This is a genomic window from Nevskia sp. (assembly GCF_023266035.1).
Lineage (GTDB): Bacteria > Pseudomonadota > Gammaproteobacteria > Nevskiales > Nevskiaceae > Nevskia.
This window is the reverse complement of record NZ_JAHFRY010000021.1, coordinates 1-12238: the sequence shown is the minus strand read 5'-3', so window position 1 is coordinate 12238 and position 12238 is coordinate 1. Positions and strand designations below refer to the sequence as shown.

The window sequence follows — 12238 nt, the reverse complement described above, 5'->3', positions numbered from 1 at the left end:
GGGCAGTCGCGGCCGATTGACACCACCTCTACCCCCGCCTAGGCTGCCTTTCTGCAATTTTTCAATCATTTCGAGAATGTCATGGCGATCGCTTCCCGCAGTCTGAGTGTGCTGGCTGGCGCCGTATTGTCGCTGGCGGCGGCCTCGGCGAGTGCCCAAAGCAGTGGCACCAACGGCAGCGGCTACGAAGTCGACAACACCGGCGCGCCATCAGGCATGGCCATGGCCGCCGATCTGCTGATCGCCCGGCCGCTGGGCCTGGCAGCGACCCTGCTCGGCACGGCAGTGTTCGTCGTCTCGCTGCCGTTCCAGGCCTTGGCCGGCAACTTCGCCGATCCGGCCCAGTCGCTGGTCGTCGAACCGGCGACCTTCACGTTCACCCGTCCGCTCGGCCAAGGCGTGAATTGAAGCGTCAACTGACCTCGCCATAGCGCGGTCATCCCGGCGAAAGCCGGAATCCGGAGCCCGACGCACAAACCCCTGATTCCGAACAACGGAATCAGGGGTTTTTCATTTCACACTGACTTCAGTACCGTAATTCGCTGGACTACGCCGAAGCCAGATACAGCAGGTTTATCAATAACTTAGGCGCGTTCATCATATGCCGGTGCTTTCTGAAACCTGATCCGGCTTCCTGCCTCGTGGCTCCCATGTGGCCCCTGGAAACCGGGTCTTTCCGAGGAGTCATCGTGGCAAAAATCAAGCTCACCAAGTCCGCAGTGGATGCGGCACAACCCCAGGCGCAGGCCGTCGAACTGCGGGACACGCTGGTGCCCGGCTTCCTGTGCAAGATTACACCAGCGGGCCGCAAGGTGTTCATGCTCCAGTACCGCACGAACGCCGGCGAGCGCCGCAAACCCGCTTTGGGCCTGTATGGCGAACTGACCGTCGAGCAGGCCCGCTCGCTGGCCCAGGAATGGCTGGCCCAGGTACGCCGGGGCGGCGACCCGGCCGCCGACAAGGCGGCGGCGCGCAAGGCGCCCACGGTCACGGAACTGTGCGTGAAGTTCATGGAGGATCACTCCAAGCAACGCAACAAGCCCAGCACCCGCCGGGGCTACCAGGGCGTCATCGACCGCTGCATCGTCCCCTTCCTGGGCCGCATCAAGGTTCAGGACGTGAAGCGCCCGGACGTGGCCGGGGCGATGAAGAAGATGGCGCACAAGCCCGCCGAGGCGAACCGCGCTTTCAGCGTCATGCGCAAGATGTTCAACCTGGCCGAGGTCTGGGGTTATCGGCCGGACGGCACCAACCCATGCCGCCACGTCCCGGTGTACCCCGACGGCAAGGCCACCCACCTCATCAGCGACGAGGACATGGGCAAGCTGTTCCGGCACCTTGACGGTATCGAGGCCGAAGGGCTGGAGAACTACGTCATCCCGCTGGCGATCCGCCTGCAATTCGAGTTTGCCGGGCGGCGCTCCGAGATCATCTCGCTGGAATGGGCATGGGTGGATCTGGACAACCGCCGCGTGGTCTGGCCCGATAGCAAGACAGGTGGCATGTCCAAGCCCTTGAGCGAGGAAGCCTACCGGCTGCTGTCCACCGCGCCGCGCCGGGACGGCTGCCCCTACGTGCTGCCGTCGCCGAACGACCCGGCCAAGCATCTCACCGAGGGCGAGTATTACGGTGCCTGGTGCCGCATCCTGAAGGCGGCGGGCGCTACGCACGTGGGCACGCATGGCATCCGCCACCGTTCGGCCACTGACATCGCCAACTCGGGGATTCCGGTGAAGGTGGGCATGGCGCTGACGGCGCACAAGACCGTGGCGATGTTCATGCGGTACGTCCACACGGAGGACGATCCGGTGCGGCAGGCCGCCGAGCTGGTGGCGAACCGGCGCAAGACGATCACCGGGGCGCAACGCACCGAGCAGGCGTCCGCATGAACGGCAAGATGCCGTCGGCTGCGGCAGGCGCGGCGTTGCCAGCCTTTCGTGTCGGAAATCAGGCCCGCCGAATTGTCGCGACGCTGTCGCGACAATTCGAGCGTGGGTCACCAAGCCTTGCAGCAAGGTTGTCACTTGACAACCTTGCGCATCATCCCCATACTGGAGGTCGCTGATGGCCCGTTCCTCTCACCCGAAGAAAGAGGTCGAGGATGCGCTGCGACACGCCGAAGGGCAAGGCTGGCGTGTCGAAGTCGGCGGTAGCCATGCCTGGGGGCGGATGTACTGCCCGTACAACGATGAGGAATGCCGTTGCGGCGAGTTCTGCATTACCAGTGTATGGAGCACGCCGAAGAACCCCGGCAACCATGCCCGCGCCTTACGGCGCGCCGTGGACAACTGCACCATGGACCGCCAGCAGCGCGAGGCGGATGACGATGGCACCCAGGAATAGCGCGATGGAATACACCTTTACCCTCAAATACCAGCTCACCGATGACGACCGCGATTCGCAGACACTGGTCGAGCGCCTGGGTGAAGCCGGCTGCGACGATGCCCTGGTCGGCATCGGGCAGCCGGGGCGGCTGGCGCTGGAATTTACCCGCGAGGCGGTGGATGCAGATGAGGCAGTGCGCAGCGCGCTGGCCGATGTGCGCCGTGCCGCACCCTCGGCCCGGCTGATCGAAGTGGCGCCTGATCTGGTTGGGCTGACCGATGTGGCCGACATCGTGGGCGTGTCGCGGCAGAATATGCGCAAGCTGATGCTGGCCCATCCGGGTAGCTTCCCGGCGCCGGTGCATGAGGGCAGCGCGTCGATCTGGCATCTGGCGGATGTGCTGGGCTGGATGCAGGCCAAGGGCGGTTATGCCCTGGCGCGGGAGGTGCTGGACGTGGCGCGGGCCGCCCTGCAGGTCAACGTGGCCAAGGAAGGCCGGCGCTTGCCGCGCCTGGCGTTCGAGGAACTGGAAGCGCTGGTGGGCTGATGAAAAGCAGACCCCATGACGAAGCGATGGCCGAGCTGTACCGCAGCGACCCGGCGCTCGCGCTCGAAGTCATCAACGGTGTTCTGGAGGACGGCGACCAGGCCGAACTGCCGACTGTGCTGCGCCAGATGGCGCGGACGTTCGGTGCTGACGCTCGATCTTCCGCAGCCGATGAATTCTCGTATCGCTGATACGAGAATTTCGGCTCGGAGGTGCCACCAGCTTCCCATCAGAAAAGGTCGTCCTCGCACGCTTGCGGCGCTGTCGGACGATCCATTGATGGCTTCTTGACCATGGCCTCCAGTGCGTCAAGGGCCGCTTCGCGGAGCTTTCGGACGCGGGGCAGCAAATCGAACAGGGACAGCCCGAGCTGTGGCGACAGCAGTTCGACGATCAGCCGGTAATGCTCGTCCTCCCGCAAAACTTTCGTCTGGAACAACAGCCAAAAGCAGGACTCGCCCAGTTCCTGCCTGGAGGGCAAGTCCTCTATGGACCGCGACTCAGCGGCCTCGATGTAGGTGTCCACGATGGCTTCTGCCTCAAGCCACAATTCCGAAGCCGTCTCGTCATCGACGGGTTCCTTTTCTGCGAGCTCCCTGATATGCGCAAACGCAGCGGCCTCATCGGCCTGCTTGTAGACCTTGCTGCTGGAAATTCCCATTCTGTTCTCCGATCCGTTTCTGTCGCTGCGATGGCGCATCAGATTAGCGTCACGACGGATTGGTGAGTGAAGTGCTTGTTTTTTAGGGGGAGTGTTCAGATAGCCGTCTGCTGGACGCGCCGGCTCAGTGCTTCCGCACTTTCCTTGCGCTCGCTGTAGCGGTCCACGAGGTACGGCGCCGCATCGCGCGTGAGCAGGGTGAACTTCATCAGCTCCTCCATCACGTCCGCGATGCGGTCATAGTAGGCCGAGGGCTTCATGCGCCCGGCCTCGTCGAACTCCTGGTACGCCTTGGCGACCGAGGACTGGTTGGGGATGGTCAGCATCCGCATCCAGCGGCCCAGCACGCGCATCTGGTTGACGGCGTTGAAGGACTGCGAGCCGCCCGAGACCTGCATCACCGCCAGCGTCTTGCCCTGCGTCGGGCGCACTGCGCCGGCCGACAGCGGAATCCAGTCGATCTGCGTCTTCATCAACCCCGTCATGGCCCCATGGCGCTCGGGCGAACTCCACACCATGCCTTCGGCCCACTGGGCCAGCTCGTGCAGTTCCTTGACCTTGGGATGGTCGGCGGGTGCATCGTCCACCAGTGGCAGGCCCGAGGGATTGAACATGCGCGTCTCACCGCCGAGCGCGCGCAGGATGCGAGCCGCTTCCTCAGCGGCCAAGCGACTGAACGAGCGCTCGCGTAGCGAGCCATAGAGCAATAGGAAGCGCGGCGCGTGCGTGGCGCGCTCGGGTGTCAGCAGCCGTTGGGTATCGGGCAGTTGGAATAGCGCGGTGTCGATATTGGGTAGGTCGATTCTGGATTCAGACACGGCGGCCTTCCGCGTCCACGACCGCTTCGCCGTCTTCCTTGTTGAACGCGCCGCGCTGTGATTGCGGCAGGATGTCCAGCACGGCCTCCGAAGGCCGGCACAGCCGCGTGCCCAGCGGCGTCACCACGATAGGGCGGTTGATCAGAATGGGATGCTGGAGCATGCAGTCGATCAACTGCGCATCGCTCCACTTCGGGTCATCGAGGCCGAGTTCCGCGTAGGGCGTGCCCTTCTCGCGCAATACCGCGCGCACCGGCACGCCCATGTCCGTGATCAGGCGTTGCAGGGTTTCGCGGTCGGGCGGTGTCTTCAGGTATTCGATGACCGTGGGTTCCTCGCCGCTGTTGCGGATCAGGGCCAGCACGTTGCGCGACGTGCCGCAGACGGGGTTGTGATATATCGTGATACTGCTCATGGGAAATGCCTTGCTTATCTGCGGGCAGGGTTCGGGCCGCACTCATACCAGCCCTTGCTTTGGTTGACGATCCGAACGACCAGCAGCATCACCGGCACCTCGATCAGCACGCCGACCACGGTGGCCAGCGCCGCGCCGGACTGGAAGCCGAACAGGCTGATGGCGGCCGCTACAGCCAGCTCGAAGAAGTTGGAGGCGCCGATCAACGCCGAGGGGCAAGCGATGCTGTGCTGCTCGCCGGCCTTGCGGCTGAGCCAATAGGCCAGGCCGGAGTTGAAGAACACCTGAATCAGGATCGGCACCGCCAGCATGGCGATGACCAGCGGCTGGCGGATGATGGCCTCGCCCTGGAAGGCGAACAGCAGCACCAGCGTGAGCAGCAGCGCCGCGATCGACAGCGGGCCGATGCGCTCCAGCGCCCGGTCGAAGGCGGCTTGGCCCTTGTTCAGCAGAGCACGGCGCCAGAGCTGGGCCAGGATGACCGGAATCACGATGTACAGGCCGACCGATACCAGCAGCGTGGCCCACGGCACCGTGATGGACGACAGGCCCAGCAGCAGGCCGACAATGGGCGCGAAGGCAAACACCATGATGGTGTCGTTCAGCGCCACCTGCGACAGCGTGAATACCGGATCGCCCCCGGTCAGCCGGCTCCAGACGAACACCATCGCCGTGCAGGGCGCGGCGGCCAGCAGGATGAGGCCGGCAACGTAGCTGTCGAGCTGGTCGGCCGGCAGCCACTGAGCGAAGACCTGGCGGACGAAGATCCAGGCCAGCAGCGCCATCGAGAACGGTTTGACCGCCCAGTTGACGAACAGCGTCACGCCGATGCCGCGCCAGTGCTGCTTGACCTGGCCCAGCGCACCGAAGTCCACCTTCAGCAGCATCGGCACGATCATGATCCAGATCAGCAGACCGACCGGCAGATTAACCTGGGCGATCTCCATGCGGCCAATGGCCTGAAATACGTTGGGTGCGAACTGGCCCAGCGCGATGCCGGCGACGATGCACAGCAGCACCCACACGCTCAGGTAGCGCTCGAAGACGCTCATGGTGGAGGTGGCCGGCACGCGGCCGGCCGTTTGGGTTCCAACACTCATCGCGCAGACCTCACTTCGTACCAATGCTGCGCAGCTCGTGCTGCAGCGACATGGCATCGAGCCGCTGCAATGGCAGCGACAGGAACAGCTCAATGCGCCGGCGCAAGGTCAGCGCCGCATCCGTGAACGCCTTGCGCTTCTGCTCGTCGGTGCCTTCAACGGCTGCAGGATCAGGCACACCCCAATGCGCTGACATCGGGCGCCCAGGCCATACGGGGCAGACCTCGCCGGCGGCGTTGTCGCACACGGTGAAGATGAAATCCAGCTCCGGTGCACCGGGCGCCGCGAACTCGTCCCAGTTCTTGCTGCGGTAGCCGGCGGTCGGCATGTGCAGCCGCTCCAGCGTGGCAAGCGCCAGCGGGTGGACTTCGCCCTTGGGGTGGCTGCCCGCCGAGTAGGCGCGAAAGCGCCCCTGGCCCAATTCATTGAGGATGCCTTCGGCCAGGATGGAGCGGGCCGAGTTACCCGTGCAGATGAACAGGGCGTTGTAGGTCTTGTTGGTGGTCATGGATGTCTCACATCAGCAGCAGGACGAAGCCGGCTTCACCGCAACGCCCACCGGCTTGCCGCGCGCCGGGGCGCAGCAGGCTGCGGCAGAACCCGTTGCAGGCGCCGCTTCGTTGAAGACCGGGATGCTGCCCAGCGTATGAAAGTGTTCCCAGGCCACGCCCTGCGGATCGGTGATCCAGTGCTTCTCGCTGCGCGCGTAGCAGCAGGTGGTGGTGCCTTCGTCGAGCAGCGCCATGTCGGCCGCCTCGGCGCGTGCCTTCAGCACGGCCAATTCCTCCGCATCGTCGGTCTGGATGCCCAGATGGTCGATGCCTGGTTTGTTGCCCCGTGTGGAGATAGCGAAGTTGACCGGCGGGTCTTCGAGCATCCACTTGGCGTAGTCGCCCTCGACACGCGCGGGCTGCGCGGCGAACAGTTGGGAATAGAAGCCGATGCTGCGGTTCAGGTCATCGACGTGCAGGTGAACGTGAAAGCGCTTCATGGGGAGATCCTTTCAGCAGGAAGTACAGGCAGAGGAGGAATCACTGACCTCGCATGTGCTGCCTTGGCAGCAGTGCTCGGTCAGGTAGCCGAGCAGTCCGTTCATCTGGGTGAAGTCGGCGCGGTAGATCAGGTTGCGGCCCTGCTGCTCGATGGTGACCAGGCCGGCATGGGCCAGCTCCTTCAGGTGGAAGGACAGGGAATTGCGGGCCACGTCGAGCTGGTCGGCGAGGGCGCTGGGTGTCAGCCCTTCGGGGCCGGCGACCACCAGGGCGCGGAAAACCCGCAGGCGCTGGGTGTGGGCCAGGGCGCCGAGGGCGGAAACGGCTTGGGTCTCTTTCATATTTCGATAATACAACATTTATTGAATTAATGTGCAAAAGGGCACTATCGCGCCGAATTGTGGCCATCCGGTCTTGATCCCATCGCGCCTCCGGCTCAATACCTTAAATCTGGTTCGCGCGCCGCGCTTGCCTGTCCGCCCCTTCGCCGCGAGGTGAACGGCCGAACTTCTCCGCTCAACAGCAGTGCAATGCCGCGATCAGCGGGCAGGACACATTGCCATGGTGCGCGTCGCATTCACCCACCAATTTCGACAATGCCGCCTCAATCCGTGTGAGGTCCACCAGGCGGGCGCGCACATCGGCCAGCCGCAGCGAGGCCAGCTCCGCCGCCTCATTGCAATGGGTGCCGTCCTCAAGTTTCAGAAGCTGGCCGATTTCATCCAGGCTGAACCCCAGGCGCTGGGCTGACTTCACGAACTTCACCCGCGCCACATCTGCCGGCCCGTAGCGGCGGATGCGGCCGTAGGCCCGCTCCGGCTGGGGCAACAAGCCCTTGAGCTGATAGAACCGGATCGTCTCCACATTGACTGTGGCCGCCTTGGCAAAGGCGCCGATGGTCAGATTGTCCGAGGCGCTTTCCATGACGCTTGACTCCGTAGTTGACTACGGAAGTAACCTTACAGCATCAAGCGAAGTCCCGGAAGGAAAACCATATGTCGGAACCCAAGAGCGGGCGTGGCGCCCTGGCCGCTGGCGGCCTCGCCGCCATTCTTGCGTTGGCCTGTTGCCTCGGCCCCCTCATCTTGGTCTTGCTCGGTTTCTCGGGCGCCTGGATCGCCAACCTGGCCGTGTTGGAACCCTACCGGCCGATTTTCATCGGCGCGGCCCTGATGGCGCTGTTTTTCGCCTGGCGCAGCATCTTCCGGCCGGTTCACGCCTGCAAGCCGGATGAGGTCTGCGCCGTGCCCCGCGTGCGGACGGCCTACAAGATCATTTTCTGGATCGTGGTCGCGCTGGTCTTGATTGCCCTCGCTTTTCCGTACGTCCTGCCGTTGTTCTATTGAGAGGAATCCACCGTGAAGAAACTTGCCACCGCTATTGCCCTGGCCGTTACCCTGGGCGCTCCGGCGTGGGCCGCCACCAAGACCGTCACACTGTCGGTGCCCGATATGACCTGCGCGTCGTGTCCGATCACGGTCAAGATGGCCCTGTTCAAGGTGGCCGGGGTCCAGAAGACCGAGGTCAGCTATGAAAAGCGGGAAGCCGTCGTGACCTTCGACGATGCCAAGACCAACGCCGGGGCCTTGGCCAAGGCCACCGCAAACGCGGGCTACCCCGCCACCGTCAAGCAGTGAGGTTGCCCGCCATGGCCGAAGCGATCGCCTTGCACATCGACGGCATGACCTGCGCGTCGTGCGCCGAGCACGTCAGAGAGGCGCTGGAGAAGGTGCCCGGGGTGCGCTCGGCCTCGGTGTCCTATCCGCGGCGACGGGCCGAGGTCGAGGCGGATGCGGACATGAACCATGGTCCGCTGGTCGCGGCGATGGCCGCGCTCGGTTACCGCGCACGGGTGTCCGACACGCCGAACAAGGCTGCGGGCTTGTTGGGCAAGGCGCTGGGCTGGCTGGGCAGCGAACCGAGTCACGGTGGTGGCGAGCGGGCGCTGCATGTGGCCGTGATCGGCAGTGGCGGCGCGGCGATGGCGGCGGCACTCAAGGCGGTCGAGCGAGGCGCGCGCGTGACGCTAATCGAGCGGAGCACCATCGGCGGCACCTGCGTCAATGTCGGCTGCGTGCCGTCCAAAATCATGATCCGCGCCGCGCACATTGCGCATCTGCGCCGGGAAAGCCCGTTCGATGCCGGCCTGCCGCCCACGCCGCCGTCCATTCTGCGCGAGCGGCTGCTGGCCCAGCAACAAGGCCGCGTCGATGCGCTGCGCCATGCCAAGTACGAAGGCATCCTGCAGAGCACCCCGGCTATCACCGTGCTGCATGGCGAGGCCCGTTTCATGAATGAAAACTGCCTGACCGTGCAACTGGCGGAAGGCGGTGAGCGCACGGTGGCCTTCGACCGCTGTCTCATCGCCACTGGTGCGAGCCCCGCGCTCCCGCCGATTCCTGGCTTGAAGGGCACTCCCTACTGGACCTCCACCGAGGCGCTGGCGAGCGATGCCATTCCCTCGCGGCTGGCCGTGATCGGTTCGTCGGTGGTGGCAGTCGAATTGGCGCAAGCCTTTGCCCGGCTGGGCAGCCAGGTCACGATCCTCGCGCGCAGCACACTGCTCTTTCGCGAAGACCCCGCCGTCGCCGAAGCCGTCACGGCCGCGTTCCGTGCCGAGGGCATCGAGGTGCTGGAGCATGTCCAGGCCAGTCGAGTCGCCCATGCAGAGGAAGAGTTCATCTTGACGACGGATCGCGGCGAGCTGCGCGCCGACAAGCTGCTCATTGCCACGGGGCGCGCGCCGAACACCCGCACGCTGAACCTCGAAGCGGCGGGCATCGAGGTCAATCCCCAGGGGGCCATCCTCGTCAGCCACACCATGCGTACCAGCGCGCCGCACATCTACGCGGCCGGCGACTGCACCGACCAGCCGCAATTCGTCTACGTCGCGGCGGCGGCCGGCACGCGCGCCGCCATCAACATGACCGGCGGCGACGCGACGCTGGACCTGACGGCGATGCCGGCCGTGGTGTTCACCGATCCGCAGGTGGCGACGGTGGGCTACAGCGAGGCGCAAGCGCGCCACGACGGCGTCGAGACCGACAGCCGCACGCTCACGCTCGACAACGTGCCGAGGGCGCTGGCCAACTTCGACACGCGCGGCTTCATCAAGCTGGTTGCCGAGGCCGGCACCGGACGGCTGATCGGCGTGCAGGCGGTCGCGCAGGAAGCGGGCGAACTGATCCAGACGGCGGCGCTGGCGATCCGCAACCGGATGACCGTGCAGGAGCTGGCCGATCAGCTATTCCCCTACCTGACGATGGTCGAGGGCCTGAAGCTCGCGGCGCAGACCTTCAGCAAGGACGTGAAGCAGCTGTCCTGCTGTGCCGGATAGCGTCATCTCTTGCTGAGCGCGATTTTTTCCAGGAGTCACGCTCGGCAGTGACGCCGGCTTGTTTCACGCGGGCCGGGGATTTCGCGCCTTCACGGCGTTCATGGCAAAGCCTGCCAGAGCAACGGCAAGCACCACGGCTTGCGCAATGGCGGTTTCCGCTGACGGATAGATGCCAAGCACTTCGATGCGCGGCCAATGGATCGGGCTGGCGCTCAACCGGCCGGCCTCCTGGAGGCCGGCAACCCCCTTGCCGGCGAGCACGACCGCGAGCACCGCTACCAGGATCGAGCTGAGACTGAAGAATTTGCCGATCGGCATGCGGGCGCTGGTGCGCAGCATGAACCATGCGAGGACGGCCAGAACGGCCACTCCGCCCACCAATCCACCGAGCAGGGCTCCATTGTTGCCGTCGCCGGCCAGGGCCGAATAGAAAAGCACCGTCTCGAAAACTTCGCGGTAGACCGCAATGAACGACAAGGCGAACAATGCCCATGCCGAACGCCGCGTCATGGCTGCGGAGAGTTTTTCCTTCAGGTAGGCCTGCCACTTGCCCGCCGTGCTTTTCTGGTGCATCCAGAGCCCGACGCTCAGCAGCACAACGGCCGCAAACAGGGATGAAACCCCCTCGGTCACCTCACGGCTTGCGCCGCTGATGCTCACGAAGTAGGTGGCCACCGCCCAGGTCAGGCCACCGCAAGCCAGTGCGGCCATCCAGCCGCCATGCACATAGCCCAGCACATCGCGCCGTTCTGCCTTCTTCAGGAAGGCCAGCATGCCCACGACGATCAACAGCGCTTCAACCCCTTCGCGCAGCAGGATGGTGAGGGAGGCGATGAACGTGGTCAGCGGGTCTGCCTTGTCCGCGCCGAGTTCGGCGTCCACCTGGGCAAAGAGATAGTCCAGCTTCTGCGCCGTGGCATCGGCTTGTTCCAGTTTCCCGCCGGCGAGCGCGCCGCGATAGGCCAGCATGGCGTTTTCGACTTCCGTGAGAAGTGTCTGGTTGCGTGCGCGCAATGCCGGCTCCAGAGGCTCAAATCCATCCAGGTAGGCCGACAGGCCCAGGCGCGTTGCGCTGGCCCGGTCGCCCGCGCGCGCCGCGGCAAGGCTCTCCTGAAGGCGTGTGCGGGCCAAGGCCAGTCCGCCCGAGCCGCTCGCGGCAGCGGTGACTTCCGGGTGGCGGCGAACATAGGCGGTGAGGTCGCGGGCTGCGTCCGGGGGCATCCGCTCGGACAAGGCGGCTTCGGTCAAGGTGGCGGCAGCAGCCAGGTCGGGAAAGACAGCCTTGGCGCTGGCGTCTCGCCCCCAGGACTGTTCGCCGCGTGCGCGCATGGCATCGTCATGCGACAGTGTGCCGGCGAAAAATGCCAATGCCCACCGATCCTCGTCGGAGAGCGTGGCGAAGCTGGGCATCGACGTGCTGGTCACGCCTTGAGAAATGACCTGGTACAGCGCGAGCACGCTGCGCGAACGGGCACGATCACGATCGGTGAAGGCGATCGGCGGCGGTTCGAGCTTGGCGCCGAGCGGGCCGTCGCCTGCACCGGTTGCCCCGTGGCATGCCGCGCAGTTGGCTTCAAACAGCACCTTGGCGCGTGCGAGATCCGGCGGCTGGGTCGGCGAGAGCGGAAACGGATAGGCTTTGACCAGCGCTGCGGCCAGCGAATGGGCGCTGTCGGCCACGGCCTTGGCGTCCGCCTTTGCGGCGATGAGGTCTCCGAGCGCTTTGGCCTGCCGCTGCAACTCGGGCAGCGCCGCAGTGCTCGGCAGTGCGGCAAGCTGCTGTGCGGCGGTTGCCGCGAACTCCTTCATCTCCTCGTACTCGCTGGCACTTTGAATCTGGCCGTTGCTCACCGCGCCGCCGTAGTCAACCGCGAGGTAGTCCAGCAATTGCCAGGTCTGCTTGGCCTGGTCGCTGGCGGCAGGGGCGGCAGCCCAGGCGGGAGAAGCCGACCAGAGTGCGAACAACGCGGCTATTGCCAGGAATCGCCTGGCGCAAAGAGAAAGCATTTTCATGATGTATAAATGTTATTGATTCTCATTTTA

16 protein-coding genes and 1 pseudogene are annotated in these 12238 nt (G+C 65.0%); 8 read left to right on the top strand and 9 right to left on the bottom strand.

Translation table 11 applies throughout. The features are described 5' to 3' along the window. The first annotated feature begins 81 nt into the window (after positions 1 to 81). From Q0D45_RS04760 to Q0D45_RS04740, 5 genes and pseudogenes are all read left to right on the top strand, one after another. Complete coding sequence (locus Q0D45_RS04760; protein WP_293389229.1) at positions 82 to 408, top strand: hypothetical protein; 327 nt, start codon at positions 82 to 84, stop codon at positions 406 to 408. A 281-nt stretch (positions 409 to 689) separates the two neighbouring features. Continuing rightward, the gene (locus Q0D45_RS04755) at positions 690 to 1889 is read left to right on the top strand and encodes a site-specific integrase (protein ID WP_016451583.1); all 1200 of its coding nucleotides are present in this window, start codon (positions 690 to 692) and stop codon (positions 1887 to 1889) included. Between the two features lie 175 nt (positions 1890 to 2064). After that, positions 2065 to 2343, top strand: coding sequence for a hypothetical protein (locus Q0D45_RS04750; RefSeq protein ID WP_012202428.1), 279 nt, complete (start codon positions 2065 to 2067; stop codon positions 2341 to 2343). A gap of 4 nt (positions 2344 to 2347) precedes the next feature. Beyond that, positions 2348 to 2872 carry an AlpA family transcriptional regulator gene (locus Q0D45_RS04745; RefSeq protein WP_012202427.1) on the top strand — a complete coding sequence of 175 codons (525 nt, stop codon included), beginning with the start codon at positions 2348 to 2350 and terminating at the stop codon, positions 2870 to 2872. Further along, positions 2872 to 3012, top strand: a pseudogene (locus tag Q0D45_RS04740) (transcriptional regulator); the annotation flags it as partial. The gene Q0D45_RS04745 and the pseudogene Q0D45_RS04740, both read left to right, overlap by 1 nt. An 89-nt stretch (positions 3013 to 3101) precedes the next feature. Here Q0D45_RS04740 and Q0D45_RS04735 read toward each other — a convergent pair. The 8 genes from Q0D45_RS04735 to merR all read right to left on the bottom strand — a co-directional run bounded on the left by Q0D45_RS04735 (position 3102) and on the right by merR (position 7782). Next, complete coding sequence (locus tag Q0D45_RS04735; RefSeq protein ID WP_012202425.1) at positions 3102 to 3533, bottom strand: hypothetical protein; 432 nt, start codon at positions 3531 to 3533, stop codon at positions 3102 to 3104. A gap of 95 nt (positions 3534 to 3628) precedes the next feature. Next, positions 3629 to 4351 carry an arsenical resistance protein ArsH gene (gene arsH / locus Q0D45_RS04730; protein ID WP_012202424.1) on the bottom strand — a complete coding sequence of 241 codons (723 nt, stop codon included), beginning with the start codon at positions 4349 to 4351 and terminating at the stop codon, positions 3629 to 3631. Further along, positions 4344 to 4766, bottom strand: coding sequence for an arsenate reductase (glutaredoxin) (gene arsC / locus Q0D45_RS04725; protein WP_012202423.1), 423 nt, complete (start codon positions 4764 to 4766; stop codon positions 4344 to 4346). The genes arsH and arsC overlap by 8 nt, the downstream gene beginning before the upstream one ends. Positions 4767 to 4780: 14 nt before the next feature. Further along, on the bottom strand, positions 4781 to 5866 hold the full coding sequence (gene arsB, locus Q0D45_RS04720; protein ID WP_012202422.1) for an ACR3 family arsenite efflux transporter: 1086 nt from the start codon (positions 5864 to 5866) through the stop codon (positions 4781 to 4783). Between the two features lie 10 nt (positions 5867 to 5876). After that, on the bottom strand, positions 5877 to 6374 hold the full coding sequence (locus Q0D45_RS04715) for an arsenate reductase ArsC (RefSeq protein ID WP_293389218.1): 498 nt from the start codon (positions 6372 to 6374) through the stop codon (positions 5877 to 5879). A gap of 12 nt (positions 6375 to 6386) precedes the next feature. Then, the gene (locus tag Q0D45_RS04710; protein WP_012202420.1) at positions 6387 to 6857 is read right to left on the bottom strand and encodes an ArsI/CadI family heavy metal resistance metalloenzyme; all 471 of its coding nucleotides are present in this window, start codon (positions 6855 to 6857) and stop codon (positions 6387 to 6389) included. Positions 6858 to 6869: 12 nt separating this feature from the next. Then, entirely contained in the window at positions 6870 to 7199 is a 330-nt protein-coding gene (locus tag Q0D45_RS04705; protein WP_016451582.1) for a helix-turn-helix domain-containing protein, read from the bottom strand. 175 nt (positions 7200 to 7374) lie between these two features. Then, positions 7375 to 7782, bottom strand: a complete 408-nt coding sequence (merR, locus tag Q0D45_RS04700) for an Hg(II)-responsive transcriptional regulator (RefSeq protein WP_012202418.1) — start codon at positions 7780 to 7782, stop codon at positions 7375 to 7377. Between the two features lie 71 nt (positions 7783 to 7853). Here merR and merT point away from each other — a divergent pair, with 71 nt between their 5' ends. From merT to merA, 3 genes are read left to right on the top strand one after another with little or no spacing between them, the layout of a single operon-like run. Beyond that, positions 7854 to 8204: a mercuric ion transporter MerT gene (gene merT, locus Q0D45_RS04695; RefSeq protein ID WP_046239654.1), complete on the top strand. Its 351-nt coding sequence runs from the start codon at positions 7854 to 7856 to the stop codon at positions 8202 to 8204. A 12-nt stretch (positions 8205 to 8216) separates the two neighbouring features. After that, the gene (merP, locus tag Q0D45_RS04690; protein WP_012202416.1) at positions 8217 to 8495 is read left to right on the top strand and encodes a mercury resistance system periplasmic binding protein MerP; all 279 of its coding nucleotides are present in this window, start codon (positions 8217 to 8219) and stop codon (positions 8493 to 8495) included. 11 nt (positions 8496 to 8506) lie between these two features. Then, complete coding sequence (merA, locus tag Q0D45_RS04685; protein WP_047219395.1) at positions 8507 to 10195, top strand: mercury(II) reductase; 1689 nt, start codon at positions 8507 to 8509, stop codon at positions 10193 to 10195. 63 nt (positions 10196 to 10258) lie between these two features. On the opposite strand, the gene Q0D45_RS04680 is transcribed toward merA, so the two are convergent. After that, a complete protein-coding gene (locus Q0D45_RS04680) occupies positions 10259 to 12208 on the bottom strand; it encodes a cytochrome c/FTR1 family iron permease (RefSeq protein WP_012202414.1) in 1950 nt (649 codons plus the stop codon). Between the last annotated feature and the right edge of the window lie 30 nt (positions 12209 to 12238).

Excerpts from the sequence above, each read along its gene's own strand:
- Q0D45_RS04760 (WP_293389229.1), top strand. The coding sequence starts at position 82 with ATGGCGATCGCTTCCCGCAGTCTGAGTGTGCTGGCTGGCGCCGTATTG.
- Q0D45_RS04750 (WP_012202428.1), top strand. The coding sequence starts at position 2,065 with ATGGCCCGTTCCTCTCACCCGAAGAAAGAGGTCGAGGATGCGCTGCGA.
- Q0D45_RS04745 (WP_012202427.1), top strand. The coding sequence starts at position 2,348 with ATGGAATACACCTTTACCCTCAAATACCAGCTCACCGATGACGACCGC.
- Q0D45_RS04735 (WP_012202425.1), bottom strand. The coding sequence starts at position 3,533 with ATGGGAATTTCCAGCAGCAAGGTCTACAAGCAGGCCGATGAGGCCGCT.
- arsC (WP_012202423.1), bottom strand. The coding sequence starts at position 4,766 with ATGAGCAGTATCACGATATATCACAACCCCGTCTGCGGCACGTCGCGC.
- arsB (WP_012202422.1), bottom strand. The coding sequence starts at position 5,866 with ATGAGTGTTGGAACCCAAACGGCCGGCCGCGTGCCGGCCACCTCCACC.
- Q0D45_RS04715 (WP_293389218.1), bottom strand. The coding sequence starts at position 6,374 with ATGACCACCAACAAGACCTACAACGCCCTGTTCATCTGCACGGGTAAC.
- Q0D45_RS04710 (WP_012202420.1), bottom strand. The coding sequence starts at position 6,857 with ATGAAGCGCTTTCACGTTCACCTGCACGTCGATGACCTGAACCGCAGC.
- Q0D45_RS04705 (WP_016451582.1), bottom strand. The coding sequence starts at position 7,199 with ATGAAAGAGACCCAAGCCGTTTCCGCCCTCGGCGCCCTGGCCCACACC.
- merR (WP_012202418.1), bottom strand. The coding sequence starts at position 7,782 with ATGGAAAGCGCCTCGGACAATCTGACCATCGGCGCCTTTGCCAAGGCG.
- merT (WP_046239654.1), top strand. The coding sequence starts at position 7,854 with ATGTCGGAACCCAAGAGCGGGCGTGGCGCCCTGGCCGCTGGCGGCCTC.
- merA (WP_047219395.1), top strand. The coding sequence starts at position 8,507 with ATGGCCGAAGCGATCGCCTTGCACATCGACGGCATGACCTGCGCGTCG.
- Q0D45_RS04680 (WP_012202414.1), bottom strand. The coding sequence starts at position 12,208 with ATGAAAATGCTTTCTCTTTGCGCCAGGCGATTCCTGGCAATAGCCGCG.